Annotated in this window: 19 protein-coding genes, 7 tRNA genes and 1 rRNA gene (1 of these 27 running past the window's edge); 4 read left to right on the top strand and 23 right to left on the bottom strand. The window is 48.2% G+C overall.

The window, feature by feature from the left end; genetic code table 11:
- Positions 1–111 precede the first annotated feature (111 nt).
- The 6 genes from HP567_RS14145 to HP567_RS14120 all read right to left on the bottom strand — a co-directional run bounded on the left by HP567_RS14145 (position 112) and on the right by HP567_RS14120 (position 8,062).
- Positions 112–1,296, bottom strand: a complete 1,185-nt coding sequence (locus HP567_RS14145) for an ABC transporter permease (RefSeq protein ID WP_173609802.1) — start codon at positions 1,294–1,296, stop codon at positions 112–114.
- On the bottom strand, positions 1,286–2,476 hold the full coding sequence (locus HP567_RS14140) for an HlyD family secretion protein (protein ID WP_173609803.1): 1,191 nt from the start codon (positions 2,474–2,476) through the stop codon (positions 1,286–1,288). Before HP567_RS14140 ends, HP567_RS14145 begins: the two co-directional genes overlap by 11 nt.
- Before the next feature lie 27 nt (positions 2,477–2,503).
- Positions 2,504–3,085, bottom strand: a complete 582-nt coding sequence (locus tag HP567_RS14135; protein WP_173609804.1) for a TetR/AcrR family transcriptional regulator — start codon at positions 3,083–3,085, stop codon at positions 2,504–2,506.
- 127 nt (positions 3,086–3,212) lie between these two features.
- Positions 3,213–6,419, bottom strand: coding sequence for a BTAD domain-containing putative transcriptional regulator (locus HP567_RS14130; RefSeq protein WP_173609805.1), 3,207 nt, complete (start codon positions 6,417–6,419; stop codon positions 3,213–3,215).
- Between the two features lie 122 nt (positions 6,420–6,541).
- Positions 6,542–7,165: a YhcN/YlaJ family sporulation lipoprotein gene (locus HP567_RS14125; RefSeq protein ID WP_173609806.1), complete on the bottom strand. Its 624-nt coding sequence runs from the start codon at positions 7,163–7,165 to the stop codon at positions 6,542–6,544.
- A gap of 66 nt (positions 7,166–7,231) precedes the next feature.
- The gene (locus HP567_RS14120) at positions 7,232–8,062 is read right to left on the bottom strand and encodes a copper amine oxidase N-terminal domain-containing protein (protein ID WP_173609807.1); all 831 of its coding nucleotides are present in this window, start codon (positions 8,060–8,062) and stop codon (positions 7,232–7,234) included.
- Between the two features lie 223 nt (positions 8,063–8,285).
- Here HP567_RS14120 and HP567_RS14115 point away from each other — a divergent pair, with 223 nt between their 5' ends.
- The gene (locus tag HP567_RS14115) at positions 8,286–10,334 is read left to right on the top strand and encodes an exo-beta-N-acetylmuramidase NamZ domain-containing protein (protein ID WP_173609848.1); all 2,049 of its coding nucleotides are present in this window, start codon (positions 8,286–8,288) and stop codon (positions 10,332–10,334) included.
- Positions 10,335–10,400: 66 nt separating this feature from the next.
- On the opposite strand, the gene HP567_RS14110 is transcribed toward HP567_RS14115, so the two are convergent.
- The 7 genes from HP567_RS14110 to HP567_RS14080 form a co-directional block, all read right to left on the bottom strand.
- On the bottom strand, positions 10,401–11,966 hold the full coding sequence (locus HP567_RS14110; RefSeq protein ID WP_173609808.1) for an acyl-CoA synthetase: 1,566 nt from the start codon (positions 11,964–11,966) through the stop codon (positions 10,401–10,403).
- Positions 11,967–12,125: 159 nt separating this feature from the next.
- Positions 12,126–12,214, bottom strand: a tRNA-Ser gene (locus tag HP567_RS14105).
- Between the two features lie 67 nt (positions 12,215–12,281).
- A complete protein-coding gene (locus HP567_RS14100; protein ID WP_173609809.1) occupies positions 12,282–13,700 on the bottom strand; it encodes an aldehyde dehydrogenase family protein in 1,419 nt (472 codons plus the stop codon).
- A 96-nt stretch (positions 13,701–13,796) separates the two neighbouring features.
- A complete protein-coding gene (locus tag HP567_RS14095) occupies positions 13,797–15,077 on the bottom strand; it encodes a peptidase (RefSeq protein WP_173609810.1) in 1,281 nt (426 codons plus the stop codon).
- Positions 15,078–15,109: 32 nt separating this feature from the next.
- Positions 15,110–15,787: a 3-oxoacid CoA-transferase subunit B gene (locus tag HP567_RS14090; RefSeq protein ID WP_173609811.1), complete on the bottom strand. Its 678-nt coding sequence runs from the start codon at positions 15,785–15,787 to the stop codon at positions 15,110–15,112.
- Positions 15,769–16,461 carry a 3-oxoacid CoA-transferase subunit A gene (locus tag HP567_RS14085; protein WP_048032315.1) on the bottom strand — a complete coding sequence of 231 codons (693 nt, stop codon included), beginning with the start codon at positions 16,459–16,461 and terminating at the stop codon, positions 15,769–15,771. The genes HP567_RS14090 and HP567_RS14085 overlap by 19 nt, the downstream gene beginning before the upstream one ends.
- Positions 16,462–16,477: 16 nt before the next feature.
- Positions 16,478–17,830, bottom strand: coding sequence for an aspartate aminotransferase family protein (locus HP567_RS14080; RefSeq protein WP_173609812.1), 1,353 nt, complete (start codon positions 17,828–17,830; stop codon positions 16,478–16,480).
- 156 nt (positions 17,831–17,986) lie between these two features.
- On the opposite strand from HP567_RS14080, the gene HP567_RS14075 reads away from it, so the two are divergent.
- Entirely contained in the window at positions 17,987–19,531 is a 1,545-nt protein-coding gene (locus HP567_RS14075) for a PucR family transcriptional regulator (RefSeq protein WP_173609813.1), read from the top strand.
- Between the two features lie 4 nt (positions 19,532–19,535).
- Here the strand turns inward: HP567_RS14075 and ablB are convergent, their stop codons facing one another.
- Positions 19,536–20,390, bottom strand: coding sequence for a putative beta-lysine N-acetyltransferase (gene ablB, locus HP567_RS14070; protein WP_173609814.1), 855 nt, complete (start codon positions 20,388–20,390; stop codon positions 19,536–19,538).
- On the opposite strand from ablB, the gene HP567_RS30005 reads away from it, so the two are divergent.
- Together HP567_RS30005 and HP567_RS14065 are read left to right on the top strand one after the other, a co-directional pair.
- On the top strand, positions 20,338–20,652 hold the full coding sequence (locus HP567_RS30005) for a YjcZ family sporulation protein (protein WP_353057218.1): 315 nt from the start codon (positions 20,338–20,340) through the stop codon (positions 20,650–20,652). The genes ablB and HP567_RS30005 overlap by 53 nt on opposite strands.
- A gap of 96 nt (positions 20,653–20,748) precedes the next feature.
- Complete coding sequence (locus tag HP567_RS14065) at positions 20,749–21,477, top strand: glycerophosphodiester phosphodiesterase (protein ID WP_173609816.1); 729 nt, start codon at positions 20,749–20,751, stop codon at positions 21,475–21,477.
- 45 nt (positions 21,478–21,522) lie between these two features.
- Here HP567_RS14065 and HP567_RS14060 read toward each other — a convergent pair whose 3' ends face one another.
- The 9 genes from HP567_RS14060 to HP567_RS14020 form a co-directional block, all read right to left on the bottom strand.
- A complete protein-coding gene (locus HP567_RS14060; RefSeq protein WP_173609817.1) occupies positions 21,523–22,491 on the bottom strand; it encodes a TIGR01212 family radical SAM protein in 969 nt (322 codons plus the stop codon).
- A 176-nt stretch (positions 22,492–22,667) separates the two neighbouring features.
- Complete coding sequence (locus HP567_RS14055) at positions 22,668–23,906, bottom strand: glycosyltransferase family 2 protein (RefSeq protein ID WP_173609818.1); 1,239 nt, start codon at positions 23,904–23,906, stop codon at positions 22,668–22,670.
- A gap of 299 nt (positions 23,907–24,205) precedes the next feature.
- Positions 24,206–24,290: transfer RNA gene (locus HP567_RS14050), tRNA-Leu, on the bottom strand.
- 472 nt (positions 24,291–24,762) lie between these two features.
- Positions 24,763–24,839, bottom strand: a tRNA-Arg gene (locus HP567_RS14045).
- Positions 24,840–24,844: 5 nt separating this feature from the next.
- Positions 24,845–24,918: transfer RNA gene (locus tag HP567_RS14040), tRNA-Cys, on the bottom strand.
- Between the two features lie 8 nt (positions 24,919–24,926).
- Positions 24,927–25,002 (bottom strand) — tRNA-His (locus HP567_RS14035).
- An 18-nt stretch (positions 25,003–25,020) separates the two neighbouring features.
- Positions 25,021–25,097, bottom strand: a tRNA-Met gene (locus HP567_RS14030).
- Positions 25,098–25,107: 10 nt separating this feature from the next.
- A tRNA-Ser gene (locus HP567_RS14025) sits at positions 25,108–25,198 on the bottom strand.
- 49 nt (positions 25,199–25,247) lie between these two features.
- Positions 25,248–25,577: ribosomal RNA gene (locus HP567_RS14020) — 23S ribosomal RNA — on the bottom strand (it continues 2,599 nt past the right edge of the window).

Genomic DNA, 25,577 nt, shown 5'->3' with positions numbered 1-25,577 from the left:
TAAAGGAAGGATTATTTATTACACAAGGGTTATTTTTATGCAGCCTGACTGCCAAACAAGATGCATGTAAGTAAAAAAAGGCTACGCCATAGCTCTGGCGCAGCCAAATTCTCATATTTCTACAGCCGTTTGTTCTCTAACTTTCCCCTTCATTTTCCTTATCTGCAACAAATAAATCACATAGGCTGCGAACAACCCGATGAGTGTCATGAAGCCGAGAACCATAAAGTCGTCCATGACTGTTGACAGCCCGTGGCCCTTCGTCAAAATTTCTCTGACACCATCCAGGAAATAGGTCAGTGGCAAAGATTTTGCAATTGCAGCAATCCCTGTTGGCATCGACATCAGTGGCCATGTATAACCTGATAGCATGAAAGAAGGTACGGCAATCATCATCCCGATCTGTGTAGCTTGGAGCTGGCTGCTGGATACAAAGGAGATGGCATAACCGATAGCCAATACCGCCAAGTTAAACATGGTAGCCAGTAGCATTAGGTCAAACGTGCTTCCGTAATAAGGGATATCAAAACCTTTTAACATCAGAGTAAACGCAAGGAACATATTGAGTGTCCCTGCCAGAAAGTACGGCAACAATTTGCTCGCTGTGATCGCGAAGAAGCCATGGCGAGAGAGTGTATCCTTCCAGGTACCCTCTTCTTTTTGTTGGGCAACCGACAATACGATTCCGAGAAACAGCACTTGTTGAAGCACTGTACCTGCAAGACCGAATACCATGAAGGACAGGTAGCTGAAGGTCGGGTTGTACAACACTCTGTATCGATAGTCGATACCCGTAAACATGTTTTTCCCTTCTTCTCCCCAGCCGCCGAGTGCTTCCATCTTCTTCAGCGTGGTTCCTGCTGAAACAGACTTAATCGCTGTATTTGCTGCTCGAACTGCCGTATTCGAAATCATGATGTTACTGCCGTCGATAACAGTCAGTACCTCTGCCTCTCTCCCAGCCTTCACATCCTTTTCTAATCCAGCAGGAATGATCAGGGCGATATTTGCTTCGCCCTTGTCAACCAACTTCATTGCTTCTTCTTCTGTTCCTACGATTGACGTGATCCGAAATGTATGATCGACCTCAAAGGCGCGATAGAGCTCACGACTCAATTCGGTTTGATCGGCATCCACCATCACAGTGGGGATCTCCATTACTTTTTTCTCACTGTACAGAAAGCCGAACATCGTCAAATAAATTAGCGGAACGAGAAAGAGAATATTGCGAATGGTTTTGTTTGCAAAAAGATTTTTCCATTCGCTCCAAAATAGGTGAGAGAAACTATTCACCATTACCAGCTCCTTCAAGTTGCCACTCAACCGTCAGACCTGGACGCAATTCCGGATCGGACACCAGCAGCTTCACCTGGAAGGAACGAATGTCACGATCACCGAGTTCTTGTGTCGCTTTTTTCACGGCAAAGTCAGCAGCAGGAGCTACAGTAACCACTTTGGCGTCTACTTCTCTGTTCAGGGCTGGGACAAACAATTTCACTTGATCGCCTGTTTTCACATTCGCCAGCATGTATTCATTCACATAAAATTTGACATAGTTGTCTGCTTTCGTTTGGATCGTCAAGACGGTGAAGCCTTGCGAAACCAGCTCTCCCTTTTGAACGGCTACTGATTTTACAATACCGTCTACTGGAGCTGTCAGCTTGGTGTTGTTCACATAGGCTTCCATTTCTGCCAGTGCACCTTTTGCCTGCATGACGTTCGCTTCTGCGGATTTAACATCCAGCTCCTTCAAGCCTACCTGACCTCTCCCTGCTACCGCTTGGTTGTATGCAGCTTTTGCTTGATCCAGTTGTGCTTGTGCGGCATCGACTTGCTCTTTGCGCGATCCAGTTTGAGCCATTTTCAACTGCTCTTCTGCTGCTTTAAACTCCGCTTGAGCTTTATCTGCTTGCATCTGCGCCTCTTCCACTTTCACTTGTGGAACGGCGCCTTCCGCCATTAATTTTTTCATTCGTTCCAAATTAGTCGCGGCAATTTGATTCGCAGTTTGTGCTGCTTGTAATTTCGCTTCGAGCTGCGTAATTTCTTCCGAACGCGCTCCATTTTTGTTCGCGTCAAGCTGCGCTTGCGCCGAGTTTACTGCTGCTTTTGCTTGGTCGACTTGAGCATTGCTGGAGTTATCCGTCACTGATACTCCTTTTTTTGCCTGATCAAGTCTGACGAGTGAGAGCTTGTAAGCAGCCTCAGCCTGTTCTTTCTTCGCAAGGATTTCCGCGCTGCTTAGCGTGGCAACTACTTGACCTGCCTTTACTTCGTCTCCTTCTTTTAAGGAGAGCTGTTCGATGGAACCGCCCATTTTAAAAGAGAGGTCTACCTCTGTTCCCTCGATTACACCTGCTAATTTCGTTGTATTCTGACCTGCCATGCTACTCACATTTGAACCAAACAATACAGTTCCAAGTACTGCAATGCTGACTACAAAGCTACCTACACCGATCCATGCACGTTTGTTCATCTGTCTTCTCCTCTTGTTTTCGTTTCTCTAGACGTTATTTTGAAACATTCCTGAAAGCATATAACGAAGCGTCTGTTTATCTGCGGCACTGTTCACTGGCTCTTTGCGAAACTGCTTGCGTAGTACAGTAAAACCAACCATGCCAAACAACGAGGAAGCAAGTGTGCGAATATCGATATCCGCCCGGATATACCCTTGCTTCTGCAGTTCCAGCATGTGAGACTCCATCGTGCTGAAATAGCCACCTAACAGATTGCCAACCATCCTGTCGCGCTGTCCATCTCCTGAAAAGGCACTCAGCAACAGGAAACACAAATCTTGATTCTCGGAAAAGAAGCGAAGATGCTCATCCAACACATTCAGAATGCGATCCTCCAAGGAAAGCTCTTCATTCTGCATCACATGATCTACATGGTAAATCAGCATCTTCACGCCTTTTTCTATCACGTACAAAAACAGCTCTTCCTTTGTGGAAAAGTGATAATAGAGTGTTCCTTTTGCCACCTGTGCCATTTCCGCGATTGCATCCATGGTCGTTTCGCTATAACCCAATTGGGCAAATGCGGTTAAAGCTCCGTTTGCAATTTGATCTTTTTTTGATGGTGCCATCACTCCTGTCCCCTTTCGATTTTTTGAACTGACTGGTCAGTACAAAGATTATATTACGAATACTTCCTAGTTTTGTCAAGCAGCCATTGCTCTATGTACAAAAAAAGATCGCTTTGTGAGCGATCTTTTACTTCTCAATAATTTGAAGGTAAGTCTCCAAGGTTGCAGGCATTGGTGCGACACCGAGGTTCTCCTTCAGTTTTGCTACACATTTTTCATACAAGCGGATTGCCTGCGTCCGATTATTTTGCTGATAATACGCAGTCATAAGTAAGCGGTACGCCTCCTCCCAGCAATCGTCCACTCGCAAAATCGCTTCACACCAACGGATCGTTTTTTCCAATTGCCCGTCCTCTAGCATGATTTTGGCTACCCTCTCTGCTCCGCGTAAAAACAGCGCCTGCACTCTCTCACGCTCTTCTACACACCAATCCTCATAACGGCATTCCGGCATGTAATCACCCAAGTAATACGCAAGCCCTTTTTCCAAAAGGATGGCCCCCTGACGCGGATCAGACTCTGCCAAGCCCAGTGTAACGAGCTTCTCGAACTCCTCGACGTCCATATGGTAGCCCGATGCCAGATTGAAACCGTAAGAGCTGCCATGGCGTTGAATGAAAAATGTGTCCGTTCTGGCCGCACGATCTGGCTCGAGGGCTTTGTTCAACGCATTCAACGATACTTTAAAATCACGAATTGCCGCTTCTTCAATACTGTCTGGCCATAGCCGGTTCATGATTTCTTCCCGGGCTAATAAATGATGTCTCTTCGTCAATAAAAGCTGAAACAACAGCTTGGCCGTCCCACGCTGCCATGCCTTTTCGCTCAGTTCCCGCTCTCCCAGCCATACACGGAAAGCACCGAGCGTCTGAATACGAAGGGTATACCCGGGGTGGAAAGTCACGTTTTGCAAGCCCAAATCATTTAACAGTTGAGAGACGTAATCCGGTGATACCTTGCGGCGCTCTGCCTCAATCAGAATTGGCATAAGCTGCTGTACATCATGCGGTGTAAGTAGGGTAGGCCTCTGCAAAAGGAATGAATATTCACCGGACTTCATCAAGGACAGCGCTTGCGTCACTGCAGGTACGAACAAATCCCATTGTTTCTTGCGATAAGCCAAGAAGCTCAGCCACAGTTGACAAATGACGACGCTGTAGCTGTCCCCGCAGTGACTGAGTCGGTCGGCACAATCGATAAAGGTAGCCCATGCTTCCTCTTCTTTCCCATATTTGGCATAAGCAATTCCAATCGCCATGCGTACAAGACTGCCTAACCAGTCGTCGCGCATTGCCTCTGTCTCTTGTATCCCCCTGTTGCCATATAAAAGCGCTTGGTCGAGTGCCTTTTCTCTTGCATGAAGCAAGGTTAGTCCCAGAAGCGTTTCTGACTTTCCCCGTGTCGACTGGAGCTCCTCCATGATTTGCAAACCTTTTTCATAAAGCTGGAGAATCTCGTCTGTAGGCAATGTTTGACTGATGAGGGCCGCATGGGCTTTTCGAACATAACCATTCGCCTCTACAAAAGGGGAATGCGCTGCACGTCCGAGCTGTATGGCAGTTTCTGCTGCTTCCCACCCTCGCTCCCATTCGCCATTCAATGCATACACAAAAGATAGGAGCAAAGAGGTCTCCCGATACGATCTGGTCAAGGGAGGATGCTTCCTCTGTTCTACCTGCCACTTACTCTCCAACAGCTGAATGGAGGACTGTAGTCGGCCAGTACGAAACAATAGGCGCGATTCCAGCTCAACCTCCGTCTGCTGCTCTAATTCCTGACTCCGTTCATACCAAGCAGACGCCTGTTTGGCATCTCCGCGATTCGTATAAATCTCTGCCAACAAGCGATACAGCCTCGGCGCCATCTCATTCTCCTGTTCAAATGGGGGCAAGAGTTGAATCGCTCTTTTAAGCAGTTCTTCTGCCCGGACGCCTTGTACGCTGTCGAGATGAACGCGTGCTTGCCCTTCCAGCCCTCGGCACAATCCGATTTGATCTTGCTTTTGTTCACATTGTTTCAAAAATTGCTCATAAGAAGAAAAGGCCTTCGCATATAGACAGCGATAACGTTCTACTTCGCCTTGATAAAACAACAGCCAATGCTGTTCACACTTGATGTGATCTGGTAACAGCGTAATCCACTCATATAAAAAGTCCAGCTTCCCTTCTTGCAGCAACCTTTCCGATGCTTGGCACAGCCATTCGCCCAGCACCTCCCACTGTTCGACGAGACGCAACCGCCCAAAAGCTTTTGCCTCGTCCCCTTTACGTCTGTACCAACCTGCGGCCTTTTGATTGACCTGCAGATATGTCGCTTGATTCGCAGCCAGCTTGCTAGACAGGAGACGCTGGAAAAGTGGATGAAAGAAATAATGAGATCCTGTTTGGACATGAAGAAAAAGATTACAACGCTGGGCTTCCAACAGGTGCTCCATGCATCCTTCCCCAAGTACTTGCTTGCAATCCTCCAAATCGAATTGTTCGAGAACCGCTGCCTCCAACAAGAAGCCCTGCATACGTGCATCCAACTGTGTCCAGACTTCTACTTCCAGCAAGTGCAGCAATCGGGATAATTCACGCAGACTATCTGATACCGTCTGCCCCCTCGTTACCATTTCACCAAAAGTGCGCAGCGCCATCACCCAGCCTTGCGCCACTTCTTCGACTCGGCCCCAATCGTCTTCGGACAGTGTGATGTCGTATTGATCTGAATAAAAGGCCTCACTCTCCTCCAGCGTAAAAGAAAGGTCATTTGTTGTAAGTTCCAGACACTCCCCTCTGGCGGACAACAAGTCGAGATTGGACCATTTCGGTCGGGAACGCGTTAAAATAACCAGCTTGACCTTTTGTGGAAGAGCCTCGGCTAACCGTTGAACAAATCGATCAACTTCACTACCATTCTCAATTCGTTGGTAATCGTCCAAAACAACTATGTGGTCAGCCTGGAGCTGTACACACTCCCCGACAAACCAGTCAACCAGTACCTTACTGTCCAGGGAGGGCACCGGACTTTGCTCTGTGATACGTTTGAGTTGCTCTCGCAATACCTGTCCAAAATCAGAATGAACCTGACGAACGCTTTCGACGAGACAGATGACAAATGCAAGAAGGGCATCGTCTCCATCCTGAATGGTATACCAGGACGAAGCCAGTGCATCATCATGTAAAAATGTAGCCAAAGAAGTCGTTTTGCCGTAGCCTGTCCCTGCATGTATGAGACAAAGCTGCGTATATTTCAACAATCGTAATTTTTTTGCCAATGCAGGTCTCCGTAAGACATACGGCTTCTGTCCTGGAGGAGTTATTTTGGATATTGGGATGTGGATTGGAATCATACAATGTGCACTCCTTGCCGTTCTCCTGCTCTTCTTTGACTATTTCCCCATTTCTAACTATTCTCCTGCCGTTTGACCCTTAATCGACAAAAAGCCCACCCGGGAGTCCAGGTGGTACTCTTTCAATCCACTAAATTATATCCAATAACAGTATATCCAATATCATTTAACAGGACTTGAAATTCCTCGTCACTGATGTGCTCTCCGTTCGAAATTCGTGAATGCAAATCTGCGATTCGGTCATAAACAGCGCGATTGGTAGACACATACAAAATGTTGAAGCGTGTTTCTGCTTGTAAACTTGACCTCATCCGATTCACAACACGTCTGTGCAGCGAATCTGGATGTCCATTATCGACTCGCACAATTTTTCCAGGCGTATACGGGATCGACGTCCGCGGATTGACTTCGTCAGGCTTTGGTGTATCGACTGGCAGCACACCTACAATCAAGTTATCCTTGTACGCTAACACCTTGATATCAGCTACACCGGGCAGCTTTTCCGCATGCCCCTCCAAGGACGTCACAAGCTGCGGTTCTCGCTGATGAACCCTCTTTTGGCTAATCATGGCTGCCGGTCCTTTGTCCCTACCGACGTTATCGTTCTGGAAGTTAATCCCAAGAGATTCAAATTTGGCCTGATTTCCGTTCTGATCTTCGGTGCCCTGTTCTTTGTTAGGCGAACACCCTGTCAGCAAGCCGGCAAACAGGAGTACTGCAATGATACTCCTACTTATTCGTCTCACAACAAAAACACCTCCTTGCACTTAGTGTGATGTGCAGGAGGTGTTCTTACTCAGAAATCAGATGGCTTAATCAATGGAAATAAATTCGCCTTCAAAAGTATCTTGTTTACCGTCTTTTTCAGCTTTAACGGTAAAGCTGCGAATGCCTTCATCGCCATTTATTTGTAATTTAAAAGTGCCATCTGCATTCACTTCTACTTCATGTGTATCATCACCAATTACAACGGTTAGATCCGCTTTCGGATCAACCTTACCAGTAACTCTATACAGTCCAATAACAGCTATTTTGGTAGATTTCCCCTCGATACTTTCTTTATCAATCAAAGCCACCTGCTCAGCCTTTTTCTCATCTGTTGCTGGTTTCGTCGGATCTTTTGGCTTTTCCTGTTGACCAACTTGATTAGGGTTCACATTATCCGCAATCAATACCGTTTGTGTCTTCGGATCCCATTCAACCTTGTAGCTCAGAGCTTCCGCGATGAAACGAACAGGTACTACAGTACGCTTGTTCACAATCTGTGCAGGCACGTCGAGGTTGATGGTTTGTCCATTTTTGTTGGCAATTTTTTGAGTAACCACCAATCTGATATTATCCTTTCCTTTGTTGATGGTTACGGTACGTGTTTGTTCATTCCATTTCACTTCAAATCCAAGACTCTCTGCAATCGGACGAATCGGAACCAATGTCCGCCCTTGGGTGATAATAGGTGCTTGGTCAGGAAACGCAATTTGTTTTTTATTGTACTCCACCTTAACAGCATTCTGTACGGCTTTAGGTGCTCCAGGTGCAGTCGCTGCCGCTGCAGAAAACGCTGCCATCGGTACCAAGGCAATCGCTAGCAGTAATGAGGTTACTTTTTTCAGCAAAACATTCACTCCATTTCCAAAAAGGTTCACACGATTCTTAATCTACTATAGGATGAAGGCTGTTTCAAGATTTTCCTGTAGACTCCCTTTCAAAAGAACATTTCTTCCTAATACCCCTCCCCTTTTCCGTTACCTTTTTCTGCTCCTTTTGACCTAATTTCAAATTGTTACAAAAATGCAACCATCTTGCATTGCAAAACCGTTACAATAGACAAGAAGCGACAGTATTTTATCTTGAAAGAGGCAATGAATGATGAACAAATTTCTCCCTTTCCTCATCCTGGCACTTATCTTAACTTTAATTCCTCCAGTAGGAAGCTCCGCCAATACGACTGCCATCCAATTGGGAAGTGATGTACTGTTCAATCAGTTCCACCATCTCATTGAAGGCAAAAAAGTCGGGTTAATTACGAATCAAACAGGTCAGAACAGTCAAATGGTTAGCACGATCGACATGTTACGACGAGATCGCTCCGTCCATTTAACCGCTCTCTTTGCACCTGAACACGGCCTCGACGGAAAAACGGTCGCAGGAAAACAAGTAACGAGCTTTGTTCATCCCGTCTACGCTATTCCCGTCTATGGCTTGTCTGGATCAACTCGCAAGCCGACACCAGAAATGCTGAAAGACATTGATATTCTTCTCGTTGATTTGCAGGATATCGGATCGAGAACCTACACGTACATATCTACCTTGCAATATGCCATGACAGCTGCAAAAGAACAAGGAAAAGAAGTAATGGTACTGGATCGACCGAATCCTCTCGGTGGAACGATTGTCGAGGGTCCTGTAGTTGAACTGCCATACCGCTCTTTTATTGGAGTGGATACCCTCCCGCTTGCACATGGCATGACCATCGGAGAGCTGGCCTTGTATTTCAACCGTACCATCGGTGTAGATCTTACCGTCATTCCGATGCAAGGGTATACACGCAACATGATTTATCAACAGACTGGTTTGGCCTGGATTCCGAGTTCTCCGCACATTCCTAGCTTGATCTCGGTTTTCGGATATATGGCAACTGGTTTGGGTGAGGGTACCCCCATTCGTCAAGGCGACCATTTCACTTGGATCGGGGCAGAGGGTCTAGACTCGCACAAGTACGCTGATCTGTTAAATGGAAGTCTTCTACCTGGCGTCATCTTTATTCCTGAGAATAAAGGAACTGCAGGGGGAGTACGTCTTCAGATCAACGATCCATATCAGTTTAACCCGGTAAAAACAGGTATTTACGCGCTGGCATATGCCAAGCAATTACAACCATTCCCTATGCCAAAAAGTACGAGTATGCAAATCTCCATGTTCGACAAGGTAATGGGTACCAACAAAATCGCTCTGCTTCTCGAACAAGGCAAATCCCCGCAGGAGATTGTTTCTTCCTATGAAGCGGATCTGAAGAAATTTGTTGAGCTGCGTCAAAAATATTTGATCTATGGCAATGAACCGTTTATTCCGATGCAGCCGCTTCAACAGAAGCAGCCAAAGCAGCCTGAACAACCAAAGCAACCAGAACAACCGAAACCATCCAAGCCTGCAAAACCAGAGACACCGACTCCACCGCAGCCTGGCAATAACAAAGGAACCACCAATCAAACGAAGAAGCCTGAACCTGCTACAAAACCGATCCCTCAGACACCGAAGTCTTCTGAGAAGATCGCTTACTTAACCTTTGACGATGGACCCTCTCCTGTAACTCCGCACGTTTTGGATACGCTGAAAGCGCATCAGGTCAAAGCCACCTTCTTCATTGTGGGTCGTGAGGTAGCTGGTCATGAGGCCATTCTCAAAAGGATTGTAGCTGAAGGACATGCGGTGGGAGGACATTCGTATTCCCATAATTATCAGCTTGTTTACAAAAATATGGAGAGCTTTTTTGCTGACGTGGAAAAAGGCAGCCAAATGATTGAAAAAGCAACCGGCATAAAACCAACCGTATTCCGCTATCCAGGTGGCAGTACGAATACCGTCAGTTTGAAATATCAAGATCCCAAACGTTATAACAAGGAACAAACAGTTATGCATGCGATCAAAGCAGAGGCGAAACAACGTGGCTTTACGTTTATCGACTGGAATATAACAAACGGCGATGCCAGGAGCAACAAATACACAGCCGCGCAAGCACTGGCAAATATAAAGCAGCAAGTAAAGTCACAAAAAGAAATCGTTGTCTTGATGCATGATTCAAGCACCAAATCGCCAACAGCTCAAGCTCTCCCCGGAATCATCTCGTATTTGAAAGAAAAAGGCTATCGTTTTGAAGTCATTCAAGCCGATCGCCCGACTGGTTCCAATGTAAAATAATTAAACAGCAAAATGCCCGCTCCCTGAAAGAGCGGGCTTTTCTGAAGCTTTATACCTTGTGACTGGCTAAGTCGTCAGTGTTTCGTATCGGAGGCGCAACTCTCTTTTCAAGATTTTGCCGCTGGGGTTTCTGGGTAGATTATCAGCAATCACTACATATTTAGGTGCTTTGAAGGAGGAAAGACGTTCTTTGCAAAAAGCAAGCATCTCGTCAGCAGTCAGCAACTCACCCGCTTTCGGCACAACAACGGCCGTCACTGCTTCGATCCAGAACGGATGAGGAACGCCGATCACGGCGACCTCAGACACTTTCGGATGTTGATAAATAAGCTCCTCAACCTCCCTGCTTGCTACGTTCTCTCCACCCGATTTAATCATATCTTTTTTCCGATCAACGACCGTAATATAGCCTTCGTCATCCATGATGCCTAAATCCCCGCTGTGAAACCACCCTCCCTGGAAGGCAGCCTGTGTCTTTTCCTCATCACGGAAATACCCCAGCATCGCGTGACTGGTCCTGTGTACAATTTCACCAACACTACCACGAGGGACTTCCTTCCCGTCATCATCGACGATTTTTGTCTCCACATTTAACGCTGGCTTGCCTGCAGAGCCTGCTTTTCTCATCTGATCCTTCGGTGGTAAAACAGTTGCTAATGGCGCCACTTCCGTCTGTCCGTAAAAATTGTAAAACTGTGCATTCGGGAGGCGTTGACTGAGCTCTTTTAACACTTCTATTGGCATGATTGCTGCACCATAGTAGCACTTTTGCAAAGAACTCAAATTACGCGCGGCAAAATCGGGAGAACGAAGTAAAGCAATCCATACAGTTGGCGGGCAAAACAACTGGGTGGCCTTATACGTCTCTACCGTCTTTAGCATCAGCGCAGGGGTTGCCTGTTCCAAAATAATGCCACTTCCACCCAGGTACACATATGGTCCCAAAAAGCAGTGAAGCTGCGCGCTATGAAACAAGGGTAGTGCGTGAACAGCCACATCATCCTGCGTCATCCCGCCTTCGATAATCGTGCTGACATATTCGGAGATAATGCTTTTATGAGTGAGCATAACACCCTTGGGCTTTGACTCCGTTCCGCTGGTATACAAAATCTGCACAACATCTTCGTCCACGATGTCGACTTCGGGCTCATGATCGTCTGCCGCTTCAATCAGCGTGCGAAAAGGCAACCATTCCCCTGCTTGAACTGCTGGTTTGGACATGAGGGAAAGCAGCTTGGGGGAAATTCCAGCTAGTTGGAGTCCGTCTTGAGCGAGCTGCATGAATTCGGGAGCTGCGAAGCACGCACTCACTTCCGCATGACCGAAAATATAGGCGACATCTTCCTTATTCAACATAAAGTTGATCGGAACCATGATAGCCCCTGCTTTCGCTAGCCCAAAGTTCAGAATCGCAAAATCCATCGAGTTGCGTGACAATACTGCTACCCGCTCCCCTTTTTGCAAGCCTTTGGAAAGAAGCAAATGAGCCGTCTTGTTCGCAAACTGATCAAGCTGCGTGTAGGTCAATACTTCTTCCTCAAAGTACAGGGCAGGCTTATCAGGATTTCGTCCACGACTTCTTCGCAAAATATCGCCAAGTGCATTTCTACGAACCCTTTGCGCTTCGAGCATGCATATTCCCCCATCACTTATAGTCTCCTCTCCATTATATAATAGTTTTCTTTATTTTCTGATATTTTCAAAAAAAAGAAACGACAACTTACTCTCAAAGTTCTCGACCATAAAAAAGACCCCAGCTTTTTCAACTGGCGTCGGTTCATTTTGTATTTATGGCGGAGGGAGCAGGATTCGAACCCGCGTGAGCTTGCACTCTAACGGTTTTCAAGACCGCCCCGTTATGACCACTTCGGTATCCCTCCGTATTTCAACAATATAAACTATATCACAGCTCTACTATTTTTTGCAAGAGCTCTTTCTCCATTTCCTTTATCGCTTGATGGCAACGAGTTTCAATTCCGTCATTTCTTCTATCGCGTATTTGACCCCTTCCCGACCAAGTCCACTCTCCTTTACGCCACCGAAGGGCATATGGTCCACCCGAAAAGTCGGAATATCATTCACCATCACACCGCCCACACGCAGCTCTTCTGCCGCTTCCAGAGCCAACGACAGATTGTTGGTATAGACACCAGCCTGTAATCCGTAGCGTGAATCGTTGACCAACGTAATGCCATGCCGGACCGAATCCACTGGATTTATCAGCACGACAGGGCCGAATATTTCCTGACAAGATACTTTTGCATCTGCCGGAACACCCGTCAACACCGTAGGTTGAAGCATCCGATCCACGATCTGTCCCCCACACTCCAAACGTCCCCCCTGAAGGAGTGCCTCATGAATCCACTCCATCGCTCGTTCAGTTTCGCGCGGATTGATCATAGCCGAATAGTCTGCGTCCTCAGAGAGCGAATCACCACCGCGAAGTGCTCGTGTTTGTTCAACAAAACGCTGGACGAAATCTTGATAGATCTCTTTCACCACATAAATTCTTTGCACGGAGATACATACCTGCCCTGAGTAGGCAAAGCCACCAAAAACGCATCGAGGAATCACTTCATTCAGCTGTACATCACGATCAACGATCACTGCCGAATTCGATCCCAACTCGAGCATGACTCTTTTCATACCTGCTCGATTGCGTATATCCAGCCCAACACTTGGACTCCCTGTAAAGGTAACGGCCCTGACTCTCGGATCAGACACGATTTGATCGCCAACGCTCGCCCCACTTCCCGTGATCACATTGAGGGCGCCAGCAGGCATACCAGCTTGCTCTGCGAGCTCTGCCAGAAACAATGCGCTAAGCGGTGTCTGCGATGCTGGCTTGAGAACAACGGTATTGCCAGCAGCGAGAGCAGGCCCGACCTTATGGGCGACGAGATTCATCGGAAAAGGAAAGGGTGTAATGGCTCCGATGACTCCCAGTGGTTCACGCACGGTATAAGCCAAGCGTCCTTCTCCCCCGATCGCTGCATCGAGTGGTACGGTTTCTCCGTGGAGGCGTTTGGCTTCCTCTGCCGCAAACTTATACGTCTGAATGGTTCGAATCACTTCTCCGCGAGCTGTTTTGATTGGTTTCCCCGCTTCTATTGCGATGATTCGCGCCGCTTCCTCCAAACGTTCATTCATTAAAATCGAGATTTTTTCAAGCAGGAAGGCGCGTTGATAAGCAGGAAGACGCCGCATGTCGGCAGTCGCTTCGTGGGCCGCAGCAATTGCCTTTTCAACTAATGATGAGTCTGCTTGCGAAATTTGTGCAATCTCTTGACCCGTACATGGAGAGAACAGTGGTGCATGAGTAGTGGCTGGCACCCACTCTCCCCCGATAAAGCACGTTTTTTTCATCGGCATATCCCCACTCTCATTGATTGGCGTTCACCTTCCAATCATTCTCTCTCATCCGTGTGCCTTCCTGTCTCGATTTTGAAATATTTGGTTTTTTTACTCTTTCACACTTTCAGCCACACCGCACCATTCCAGTAACGTAAGCGCAAAGATCTCAGCGCAACGGAATACCTCATCCAAAACGATGAATTCATTCGGGTAGTGTGCAACCTGTGTGACTCCAGGTCCGACCACAATCGCTGGCGTATTGGCCAAAGCCGTCAGCAAACCGCCGTCTGTACCCCAAGGTGATGCTTCCACAATGGCACGATCTCCTGTCACAGCTTCAAACTGCGCTTGCAAAATATCCATCAACGGATGATCGAGCTCCACTGCTCCCGGTACCCAACGAGCTCCGAACCACTCCAGCTCAACAGGCTGCTCTGCAAACCACGGGTCGACCTCTGCCAGCTTTTTGAGTGCTGCCGCCATTTCCGCTTTGGCATCGTCCATCTGTTCTCCTGGGGCAACCCCCATCCTTCCTTCCAGCTTGACGAGGTCCGCTACAGACGAAGGCCACTTGCCACCCTCAATCACCCCCAGATTAATCGGGATCGGAATAGGTAGCTTGGCATAGAGCGGATCGTCGAGTCGATCGTTACGCTCTTTTTCCAATTGTCCAATGGCTTGAACGACGAGCATGCTCTTTTCGATGGCGCTGACTCCCTCGTAGCGAGTCCCTCCGTGAGCAGAACGACCTTTAACCGTTAATCTGAACCACATGGAACCTTGCTGCTTCGGGAAAATTTTCATATTGGTCGGCTCTGGAATCAAGGCAGCATCCGCTTTGTACCCGCGAATGATCGTCGCCAATGTGCCTGCACCGCCGCTTTCTTCTTCTACGACGCTCTGAAAAATGACGTCGCCTTTTAGTTGCACACCCAACTTCTGTAGAACCTGGATCGCCAACAGTGAAGATAAGTTTCCACCCTTCATGTCGGTTGCTCCACGCCCGTAAAGCTTGCCATCCTCAACCTTCCCGCTAAACGGATCATCGCTCCACTGTGCCAGATCGCCCGCTGGCACTACATCCACATGTCCGTTCAGAATGATGGAACGGCCATCTCCTTGCCCCTTCCACACACCGACGACATTCGGGCTGCTTTCAAACATTGTGCGCGGGGAGACAAAATACGGATGTGACACCAGCTCTTCGCCTTCCATGACCCATAAGTCAACGTCCAGCCCCATCTGCCCCAAAAGCTCTGCAATGCTTTGTTGAATGGATTGTTCTTCTCCTTGCACGCTCGGGCTTTTTACCCATTGCTGCAGCAGTTGAACAGCGGCCTCCCGATCTTTTTCCAATTGCTCCCGGATACGCACCTGCCAGTTTGCCATGTTTTTCCCCCGTTCTATCGTTTTTTCTTTGCTTAGCGGAAAACGCGAACCTCTCCGTCCATCTTGAGTTCGGCTTCCGTTGCTCCAATCACGTCAGCGACACTGTATGGATACATAACTTCTCGCAGATACAACCCATCTGGCATGACCTCCATCACTGCCATGTCCGTGATGATTAAATCCGCAGCTTTTGTCGCGGTTAACGGCAGTGAGCATTCTCGCACGATTTTCGAACGTCCGTTTTTATCCAGATGCGTGGTCACAACCATGACCTTCTTGGCCTTTTGTGCCAGTTCCATAGCTCCACCCATGCCAGGGACACGTTTGCCTGGAACGATCCAGTTGGCAATGTCACCATTTTGACTTACTTCCAGGACTCCTAAAATCGTCATATCCAATAGTCCACGGCGGATGATGGCAAAAGCAGTCGCACTGTCAAAAAAGGAAGCCCCAGTGGCAAGCGTGACAGGAAAACCGCCCGCATTGCAAAGCATGGCATTCTCCTCGCCTTTCGCAGGGCTTGGCCCTGTACCGAGAATGCCGTTCTCCGCGTGAAACATGACTCGTTTTTCCGCTGGGATAAAATCCGCTACTAATGTTGGAATGCCGATTCCCAAGTTAATGATCATACCGTCTTCCACTTCCAATGCTGCGCGGCGGGCAATACGTTCACGATAGCTCTCGGTTTCTTTTACTTCTCCCATGCCCATTGCCAGTTCACCCCTTCACTTTGGACAATAAAGTTCACGAAAACACCCGGGGTGACGATTTCTTCCGGGTCGATCATGCCTACCTCTACTATCTCATCCGCTTCCACGATGGTAATGTCACCTGCCATCGCCACTAACGGATTGAAATTCCGTGCACTTGTATCAAACACCAAATTGCCAAAGCGATCCGCTTTTTTCGCATGTACGATAGCCACTTCGGCAGTGAGCGGTGTCTCCAACAAGTATTCCTTTCCATCCAGAACGACCTTCTGTTTTCCTTTTTCCGCGATCGTCCCGATGCCGACATCCGATAGAATGCCTCCCAGACCGACTCCACCTGCCCGTACACGCTCTGCAAGTATCCCCTGCGGGCAGAACTCTACTTCCAGCTCCCCAGCTGTCATTTGGGCCCCTGCGTTCGGATTTGAGCCAATATGCGAAGCTATCACTTTTTTGACGCGCTTTTCGGTTACCAGCTTGCCAATTCCGATATGCGGGAAAGCCGTATCGTTACTGATCAGCGTCAGATCACGCACACCTCTATCCAAAATTCCCTGTATTAAAGTAGGCGGGTTTCCTACGCCACCGAATCCCCCTGCCAACAGCGTCATCCCATCACGAAAATGGGTGAGCGCTTCGGACAGGGAGACGACCTTTTCAAATCGATTTGTCATCCTCGTTCCTCCTTCTCTATCCGATCAGTGCCTTGTCTTGGAGCTCTTGCTGAACAGCTACCACCGCTTCTTTCAGCAGAGATATCAGTTCATCGATTTGCTCCGTAGTAATGGTCAGTGGAGGTGAGATGATGACAGCATCCCCTGCCACCCCTTCGATTCCGCCCATTGCCGGATAAATAAGCAAGCCTTTTTCAAATGCTTTTTGAATGACCTTCCCGCCTACGCCTTGAGAAAGCGCAAACGGTTCTTTTGTCTGCTTGTTTTTCACAAATTCCAGCGCGCACAACATGCCAAGACCACGTGCATCTCCGATCAACGGGAGCTCGTCTGCCAGTTCTTTTAGGCGGGCAAGCATATAGGCACCTTGTTCGGCTGCTTTGTCGACCAACTGATGCTTCTCCACATAGTCGAGGACAGCCAGAGAAACAGCAGCAGATTGTGGATTGGCGCTATACGTATGTCCTGCCATAATCGAGCCGCTGCCTTTTGTAATGGTCTCAATGATTTCGTCCGAGACAATCGTAGCAGCCATAGGCGTGTAACCGGCACTCATCCCTTTACCCAATGTCATCAGGTCAGGCACGACGCCCCAATGGTCGATCCCAAACGCTTTTCCTGTGCGACCTACTCCTGTCATTACTTCGTCTGCGATAAACAAAACCTCATATTTATCACAAATCTCGCGAATACGCTGGAAGTAACCGTCTGGTGGCACGACCGCTCCCCCAGAAGCTCCGATGACAGGCTCTGCAATAAATGCCGCTACCTGCTCGGGTCCTACGCGCAAAATTGCGGTCTCCAGCTCTTCTGCACACGCAAGCGCATACGATTCCAGGGACATGTCTTCCGGTTTACGATATGGATATGGTCCTGTGATCGCCGGATAGTCAGCCAATAATGGGGTGAACCGCTTTCTGCGCAAGACGTGTCCTGACATCGAGAGCGCACCCATTGTAATCCCGTGATAGCTCATCCAGCGGGAGATAATCCGATTTTTCGTTGGTCTTCCTTTTTCCTGCCAATACTGGATCGCGATTTTTTGTGCTGTCTCGGTTGCTTCCGAACCACTGCTGACAAAAAACGTCCAGTTCAGTGAGCCTGGTGCCCACTCCGCCAGCTTTGCAGCCAGCTTCTCCACGGCATCGCTGCTAAAATGCGAGCGGTATACGAAGGAAACCTCCTTGGCTTGCGCATACATCGCCTCAGCTACTTCTTCTACACCGTGACCAATGCTTGCCGTCACCGCTCCACTGGAACCGTCGATGTAACGATTCCCCTCTTTATCGTAAAGATAGATACCTTTTCCGTGAGAAATAACCGGATACTCTTTGCCCAATTCAGGCTTGATTACATAGCTTTTCGTCATTTTCGTCGCCACCTCGCTTATTCTCTACCTCTATCCTAGCTGACCAGCACGCAAGAGCCATCCTACGTGCTGGCAAAAAAACATGGCAAAGAGACAAAATCTTTTGTACATTTTGTATAAGAGAACCTTTACCGAGGCTTTTGGAGGAGATACCTGATGACCATCACGATAAGAGAAGCGCTGCAACTGCCGGACATGGTTCACACCAGGCTGATCGCAGGAGCAGGCGGACTGGACAATCCGATTCGTTGGGTGACAATTGTCGAGGTGCTGGAGGATACGAGTCGCTTGCAGGAAGGCGAATTTTTGATTACAACCGGCTTTGGGCTGGCTGAGCATACAGAAAAGCTCGCTTCTTTTATTCCTTCGTTGGCGAAGCAAAAGCTGAGTGGCGTTGCGATTCATACGGGCTTTTATTTACGGGAAATTCCCGAGACGTTTTTGACTTTGGCGGATCAGTATCAACTTCCATTGATTGAAATTCCTACGGAGATAAACTTTTCTACTATTACCAAAGCCATTTTGCAGCCGATCATGAATCGGCAATTTGAAACGCTGGCCTATTCCTCGGCGATTCATAACCGAATGATTGATGCTGCCCTGTCTAAAGGAGGCCTTCCCGCCATCGCAGGCGAGCTCGCTGCACTTACGGGAGGCGTCGTTTCGCTCGTAGATGCACTAGGCTTTGAAGTCACACAGCATGGCAGTTCGGAAGCGCTGCCGCATGATCAGTCCCAGGAAATCGCGCATCATGTACCGATTCGCGCCAATCGCGAGCATTTTGGCACGTTGACCTTAACGAAGCCCGAGCACGCCTGGAAAGAGCTCGATGACGTCGCTCTACAGCATGCCTCTACTTTATGTGCACTCGAATATGTAAAGGAAAGGGCAGTAGCCGCAACGGAATGGCGGTTAAAAGGGGATTTTGTGGAGGAGTTGCTGAATGGGCAGCAGATGACCCACACGGAGCTGGAGAGCCGTTGTCGCATGCTCGGGTACCCGCTTGCTGGACATCATCTCTGCGTCGCTGTCCGTGTAGAGGTAGCCGATCAAACGATGCTCGGAGACATGCATCAAAGTGTCATTACGTTGATGCGGAGGCTTAGCGACCGTCATCAACGCTCTTATTTGCTTCGCGAGCGGCCACATTGCCTCTTGTTTATTTTGCCGGATGATCAGACGAGCCTGCGCCTGTTGGAACAGCTCACTTCCCGCTGGAGAGGGCTGCACCCTGACTTTGCTCTACACATCGCCTTGAGCAATCCCTGTGAGCAATTGCCAAACGTCGTCACTGCCTCCGAAGAAGCGATGTTTGCTCTGCAAGCTTACCCGCTGTTGGCCCAGTCCCCGCAGATTTTGCGATACCGGGATATGCAGGGCTATCAGTTTTTGTTTCCGTACCATCGTGAAAAAGATAGCTTGCTCCGCCTGTGGAACCCATTGCTGGATCCATTGATTCGCTATGATACGAAATATAATCAACAGCTGCTCGAAACACTTGAGGTGTATTTAGCCCAGAACGGAAACGGTCTTCAGACCTCGCAAGCCTTGTATATCCATCGACATACGCTCAAGTACCGGTTGACCCAGATCGAAGAAAAAACAGGCTACCGCCTGGAGGATGCTCATCAACGCTGGCAGCTTCAGTTGGCCCTGATGGCCCGCCGTCTGCAGCAGCAGTTGTATCCTACAAACAGGTAGCCTGTTATTCCCTCGTCGGGCGGAGTGGCTTAACCCATATATTCATGTCTTCATAACCTGAAAAGATCGTACAATTGTTAATTAGCCGTCCGCGGTATGCATAGCCCATTTTGGCAGCCGTCACATTCATGCCTGCCGATTGTGCCCGGGTCAAGGTGTACAAAAAGTAAATCCCTGCCTCCTCCATCCTTTTTTCCAACGCGATAAACAGCGGTTGGAGGAGACCTTTCCCCGCATGGTCTGGATGGGTCGCGCAATCCGTCATTTCCGCTGACCCAAAGCGTTCGGATACTTCTGCTGACGCAGCACAAGCAATCTTGCCTTCAAATTCAACGACATAGTAGAGGGTACCTTCTTGCATGGTTTTGCGAATGTAGGACGGATCGTTCATCGGTGTAGGATACGTCGCGAATACCAGTCCATACAGACACGCCAATTCCTTCGTGTCTGCCTCCGTTGCTTCACGCAGGTGATATCCCTCTGGTAATGATTTTTCTATCATACTCCCCGCTTTTGACAGGCTCAACCCAAGAATTTCTTCAGCAAGTTTTTCTGCACCAGAGGTACCCCGCTCTTTTGTCAGATAGCAGGTGAGCATCTGTGCGTTTTCCCCTTGAAAAAAGCCGTCAATGGTACCCTCCAACTCGTAACCTAGGGATTGCCATTGCGGAACATCTTGTTTCTTCCCGTACACAATCACTTTTGTTGCCTCTGACTCCTCGGCCAGTTCCTTCAAGACCCGATCCCACTGCTCGATTTGTGATGGTTCATACACATGCAGCTTTACGCGGCGATTTTGTCGATCAATGATCAGGTCGCCAGCATCCTGTGCGCCTACAACATTTATCACGGTCTTCACCCTCCCCTACAATACTCTTACTCTCATTGTAGCAAAACAAGGTATACCGTCATCTGCCAATCTGTATAAAAAAGCGTTCCTTATGCACAAAAAAACGGAAGGTGGGCATTCTGTTGGGTCATATTTACCTCTTCTTCATACCATGAGAGTAGATGCTTCATGTGCGAGAAGGAGGGTGTGTTTTGTGAGTTGCCATAACAATTTTGCCCTGATCCTTGTCCTCTTTGTCCTGTTGGTCATCGTACTCGTCGTAATCGGATAGACTTCTGGAGATGCCTCTCATGTCAGGTCGTATCGAGGGGCCCTTTACATATCATGATAGTAGGCAATGACACGCTCGAGAAGGGAGGAAGCCCTCGTGCCCCCACTTATTTATGCCCATCGTGGCGCTTCCGGCCTGTTTCCGGAAAATACGATGGAATCGTTTCAAGGAGCCGCCCGACGAAAAGCCAATGGGATCGAATTAGATGTTCAGCTCAGCAGTGACAATAAGCTGGTCGTCATTCATGACCATAACCTGGAGCGCACGACCAATGGTTCTGGCTTGGTGCGTCATTACACATTGCGTGAGCTGCGTCAGCTACGAGCGGATAAAGACTCGTCTATGCGAGTACCAAAAGCCCACATTCCAACCCTACAGGAGGTATTTCAGTCATTTGTAGACACACCACTGCGCTTTATCATCGAGATGAAAAATTTCTTCCTCGATCAACCTCACTTAGAGGAGCTCGTCATCGAACAAATCAGACGATATCAGCTAACAGAGCGAACGATCATTTCAACGTTTAACTTCGATAGCCTTTTACGAATCAAGCAATTAGATGCCACGCAAACGACGGGACTTTTATATGTTGGGCCACTCGCCAAGCCTTGGGAAGTAGCCAGTCGCTATCGAGCTGATCAATTGCACGTCCCCTATGATCAATTGACGGAGGATTTGGTCAAACAAGCAAAGCAGCGTCATTTTGAAGTTTTGAGCTGGACGGTAAATACTGGTCCGCAAATCCAGCGAGCCATCGACTGTGGGGTAGATGGTCTGATCACCAATTACCCGAAGCGTGCGAGAAATCTGATTCGCAATCTATAAAAAGAAAGGGAGCCCAGAAATGGCTCCCTTTTTGTTGCGATGAATTTACGTGCGTGGCACGAATAACTTTCCTTGCCAGCTATTCCGTGCTTTCAGTTCTGCATCAATACCATTCAGAACTTCCCACTTTTTGCGGCTCCACATCGGTCCAATCAAAAGATCAGGTGGTCCGTCCCCTGTGATTCGATGGACGATCATCTCTGGAGGTAAAATTTCCAATGTATCCACAACGAGCTTCGTGTACTCTTCCTGAGACAGGAATTCCAAGAGTCCTGCTTCGTACTGCTTCACCATCGGTGTTTTGCGCAGCAGATGTAACAGGTGTATTTTGATCCCCTGCACATCCAGATGTGCCACAGCATCTGCCGTCTGCATCATCTCTTCGTGGCTCTCTCCGGGCAATCCGTAGATGATATGAGAACATACACGTATGTTGTGCTTGCGCAACCTCTCTACAGCATCCACGTAGCATTGATAATCGTGTGCTCGATTAATTAACTGGGCTGTGTGCTCATGAACTGTCTGGAGTCCGAGCTCCACCCACAAATATGTGCGCTCATTCAATTCAGCCAAATACTCCACAACGTCGTCAGGCAGGCAGTCAGGACGTGTGGCGATGGAGAGTCCGACTACACCTTCTTGCTGGAGGATGACTTCGTACATCTCCCGCAGTTCCTCCACAGGCGCATACGTATTCGTATACGCTTGGAAGAAGCCCAAATACTTGGCTTGTGGCCATTTCTCGTGCATACGATTTTTCACATCGTGAAACTGTCTTTCCAGATCCATTCTGCGGTCACCAGCAAAATCTCCAGATCCTCTGGCGCTGCAAAATGTGCAGCCGCCTGTCGCTACTTTCCCATCCCGATTCGGACAACTAAAACCGCCATCCAATGGAACCTTGAAAATCTTTTCGTGAAAAGTCCCTCTTAAATGATAATTCCATGTATGGTATCGTTTATCGCCCCACAACAATGGGACGTCGTTGTTGTGAATATCTGTCGCGAGCTTCATTGCTGTTTTCCTCCTATGGGCACCGCTACGTCTGGCGCTGGTGCCTTAATCCCGTTGGCGAACGCTACTTGCTTGATCACGTCATTATACCAAATTCGGCAACGGTCTCGCTACTTTAAGATAATAGGAAAACCACAGGTGAATATTCCCCCTGTGGTTTTTGCTTGTTTACGTCACTATTGCTGGATCTCCTCGATACGAATCGCGCGTGTGTGAGAGGTATGACTCCACACTTGGTTTTTCTTCGTAAAGAACGCGTAAAACATAATCGGAAGCCAGGTCAGGAAAAAGAACGGTAGCAAGAGGAGCCCGAAATACCCCTTCCACGGAACTTTATCCAAATAGAGGGCCAAGATCGGCAACAGGTAGAACACGGCAGTAGAACCGTATACCAGCCATGTTGGCAAGATCGTGGATACCGTTGAAAACGTACCGATATCAAAAAATCTTGCCAGGAACAATACCGACATCATTGTCACCATCAGCACATACATCGGTTGGAAGAGGTAGAAGGCTGCATCAAGCATCCCCAGCTTTCTCGACTTCATACCATTAAACAAGACAGATCGAATATAGCGTCCTGCCACATCGTAGTGCCCTTGCATCCAACGCAAACGCTGGCGCATAGACGATTTTAAGTCAATCGGTTTTTCATCCCATACCTTGGTGTCATGTGCCCATGTCGGGTAAATACCTCGTTCAATACAACGTGTTGCAAATTCTAAGTCTTCCGTGAGACTGGTTGCTCCCCAGCCCATTTCTTTGAGCAGGTTGCTCTCAATGCACAAGCCAGTTCCGCCCAAAGTGTTCGGCAGTCCCAAATTGTGACGAGCCAGTTGCCACATACGGTTTGTAAACCAGTAGGTAACCGCATAAGACAGCGTAATCCAGGAATCAAACGGGTTCTTGGAGTCGAGGTAACCTTGAATCACACGCGCCCCTTTGCAGAGACGGTCATTCATTACTTTCAGGAAGTTTTTCTCAACCAAGTTGTCAGCATCAAACATGACGACAGCGTCATATTGCTTAGGTCTTGCCCAGAGGTTCTCCAGCATCCATTCGATGCCGTAGCCTTTCCCACGCTTGGATGTGTCAAAACGCTCACATGCAATTGCACCATGCGCCCGACTAATTTCTGCCGTGTTATCTGTACAGTTGTCGCAAATGACGAAGATGTCGTACATTTCACGTGGATAGTCGAGTTTCTTCAGGTTTTCAATAAGCGGAGCAATTACGGCGCTCTCATTGTGAGCCGCCACGAGCACAGCAAATGTCTTTTGCGGCTCAGATGTTACTTGCTCTTTTTTGCGGAACAGGCCTGCACAAGAAACTAGTGTTTGGTATGTGCCGATTACGCCCACCGCAGAAGTAAATCCGATGAATAATCCCTCAATGATCTCTCTAATTACACTCATGGGTTCTTCTCCTCGACCTAAACCAGATTGGGTCTGATCTGAATTTAGGTAGTGTTGTTTTTCCAACATTTCTCTATTGTTTTTCTCTCAATTGGCAGTTTACATCAAATGCGATTCATAAGCAATGACCCAAAAGTGGGAAAAAATAAGGCACTGCTATCACCTTTCCCACCTTTTTCTCTTTCTATTCGACAGTGCTTTCGCAGTTGGCAGAAAAAAAAGCCCTTGTCGAAAAAGGCTCCATCTATTTAGAAAAATACAAACGCTCGTTTCCATTTCTTCCTGATTGTTTCCGGGATTGGTGCGGTCGGCGAGACTCGAACTCGCACGGGTCGCCCCGCCACCCCCTCAAGATGGTGTGTCTGCCAATTCCACCACGACCGCCTATAAACACTGATTTTACTCGTGTTTTTCTGTTGACACGAAGTACGTTTTTGAGTATACACAATCAATTTTCGTAAGTCAATATCGTTTTCGAGTAGATGGAGCCCATATTTTTCCTGTCAAACTATTGTTTTTTTGCTCTGTCTTCTAGTAGATACGTTTGTCGAAAAAGAAAGTTACATGTCGCAAAAATTTTGAAAGAATGCAAGCGCCTCCTTACAAAAATATCATCGTTTCGTCACATTTTCCGAACAGAAAGGGAGCCATATTCTGTGATATTTTTACATAATTTATGACAAATTAGACAAAATATTTCCAGATGTGGGTGAAAGTTTTTTTGCTATTTTTTTGAAATAGGCCATTTGACTTATCATTTGTTTCTGATTGCCTCCTGAAAGGCGCGCTATCTTCTACGAAAAAAACCTCCTGCGGACGCCACAACGTCCTAAGGAGGATATCTTTTGAAAAGGCGTGGCGTCCCAGGAGAGATTCGAACTCCCGACCGACGGCTTAGAAGGCCGTTGCTCTATCCTGCTGAGCTACTGGGACTAAAATGGAGGGAGTACCCGGATTTGAACCGGGGATAAGGGTTTTGCAGACCCGTGCCTTACCACTTGGCTATACTCCCGTGTTGTATGGGGCGATCGATGGGACTTGAACCCACGAGTGCCGGAGCCACAATCCGGTGCGTTAACCCCTTCGCCACGACCGCCATATTTTTTATGTAGTTTGGTAGCGGTGGAGGGAATCGAACCCCCGACCTTTCGGGTATGAACCGAACGCTCTAACCAGCTGAGCTACGCCGCCAAAATAAAAATGGCGGAGAGTGAGGGATTCGAACCCTCGCTACGCTTGCGCATACTAACGGTTTAGCAAACCGTCCCCTTCGGCCTCTTGGGTAACTCTCCGTGATTATATGCACCTTCAAAACTAGATATGCATGATTGCTAAGAATGTGTGGATAAGTCCTCGACCGATTAGTATTCGTCAGCTCCACGCGTTACCACGCTTCCACACCGAACCTATCAACCTCATCGTCTATGAGGGGTCTTACCAGCTTGCGCTGTGGGAAGTCTCATCTTGGAGGGGGCTTCACGCTTAGATGCTTTCAGCGCTTATCCCGTCCGCACATAGCTACCCAGCTGTGCCACTGGCGTGACAACTGGTGCACCAGCGGTGCGTCCATCCCGGTCCTCTCGTACTAAGGACAGCTCTCCTCAAACTTCCTACGCCCGCGACAGATAGGGACCGAACTGTCTCACGACGTTCTGAACCCAGCTCGCGTAC

This window comes from Brevibacillus sp. M2.1A (assembly GCF_013284355.2).
GTDB lineage: Bacteria > Bacillota > Bacilli > Brevibacillales > Brevibacillaceae > Brevibacillus.
This window is presented reverse-complemented; position numbering and strand designations above follow the sequence as displayed.

What these genes read in the sequence shown, in the direction of transcription:
- HP567_RS14090 (WP_173609811.1), bottom strand. Translation starts at nt 15,787, where the DNA reads ATGGGCATGGGAGAAGTAAAAGAAACCGAGAGCTATCGTGAACGTATT.
- HP567_RS14135 (WP_173609804.1), bottom strand. Translation starts at nt 3,085, where the DNA reads ATGGCACCATCAAAAAAAGATCAAATTGCAAACGGAGCTTTAACCGCA.
- HP567_RS14055 (WP_173609818.1), bottom strand. Translation starts at nt 23,906, where the DNA reads ATGAGTGTAATTAGAGAGATCATTGAGGGATTATTCATCGGATTTACT.
- HP567_RS14100 (WP_173609809.1), bottom strand. Translation starts at nt 13,700, where the DNA reads ATGAAAAAAACGTGCTTTATCGGGGGAGAGTGGGTGCCAGCCACTACT.
- HP567_RS14085 (WP_048032315.1), bottom strand. Translation starts at nt 16,461, where the DNA reads ATGACAAATCGATTTGAAAAGGTCGTCTCCCTGTCCGAAGCGCTCACC.
- HP567_RS30005 (WP_353057218.1), top strand. Translation starts at nt 20,338, where the DNA reads ATGATCAGGTCGCCAGCATCCTGTGCGCCTACAACATTTATCACGGTC.
- HP567_RS14145 (WP_173609802.1), bottom strand. Translation starts at nt 1,296, where the DNA reads ATGGTGAATAGTTTCTCTCACCTATTTTGGAGCGAATGGAAAAATCTT.
- HP567_RS14130 (WP_173609805.1), bottom strand. Translation starts at nt 6,419, where the DNA reads ATGATTCCAATCCACATCCCAATATCCAAAATAACTCCTCCAGGACAG.
- HP567_RS14110 (WP_173609808.1), bottom strand. Translation starts at nt 11,966, where the DNA reads ATGCTCGAAGCGCAAAGGGTTCGTAGAAATGCACTTGGCGATATTTTG.
- HP567_RS14140 (WP_173609803.1), bottom strand. Translation starts at nt 2,476, where the DNA reads ATGAACAAACGTGCATGGATCGGTGTAGGTAGCTTTGTAGTCAGCATT.
- HP567_RS14075 (WP_173609813.1), top strand. Translation starts at nt 17,987, where the DNA reads ATGACCATCACGATAAGAGAAGCGCTGCAACTGCCGGACATGGTTCAC.
- HP567_RS14060 (WP_173609817.1), bottom strand. Translation starts at nt 22,491, where the DNA reads ATGAAGCTCGCGACAGATATTCACAACAACGACGTCCCATTGTTGTGG.
- HP567_RS14080 (WP_173609812.1), bottom strand. Translation starts at nt 17,830, where the DNA reads ATGACGAAAAGCTATGTAATCAAGCCTGAATTGGGCAAAGAGTATCCG.
- HP567_RS14115 (WP_173609848.1), top strand. Translation starts at nt 8,286, where the DNA reads ATGAACAAATTTCTCCCTTTCCTCATCCTGGCACTTATCTTAACTTTA.
- HP567_RS14095 (WP_173609810.1), bottom strand. Translation starts at nt 15,077, where the DNA reads ATGGCAAACTGGCAGGTGCGTATCCGGGAGCAATTGGAAAAAGATCGG.